Here is a 221-nt window from a genome sequence, read left to right as displayed (position 1 = left end):
CCGCCGTTGCTGTCGGCCATCACGGGGCCGGCGCCCGGCACATCTTCGGAGCCCACGCTGGTGTTGAGGCCGCTTGCCTCGCCGTCCTTCATATTGCAGATCAGCCGGGTCTGCTTCGGTCGCTCCTTCACCGCGACGACGTACACGCCGTCGCCGGGCGCGTTGGAGTCGCCGGTGCTGTTCATCGCCAGGATGATCCGGTACTCCTCGGCCGCGCCCAG

1 pseudogene is annotated in these 221 nt (G+C 68.8%); it reads right to left on the bottom strand.

Annotation, left to right across the window (positions count from 1 at the left end):
- Positions 1-221 (bottom strand): annotated as a pseudogene (locus tag JL475_RS39605) (hypothetical protein); the annotation flags it as partial.

It is taken from the genome of Streptomyces sp. M2CJ-2, from assembly GCF_016757295.1.
Classification (GTDB): domain Bacteria; phylum Actinomycetota; class Actinomycetes; order Streptomycetales; family Streptomycetaceae; genus Streptomyces.
This window is presented reverse-complemented; position numbering and strand designations above follow the sequence as displayed.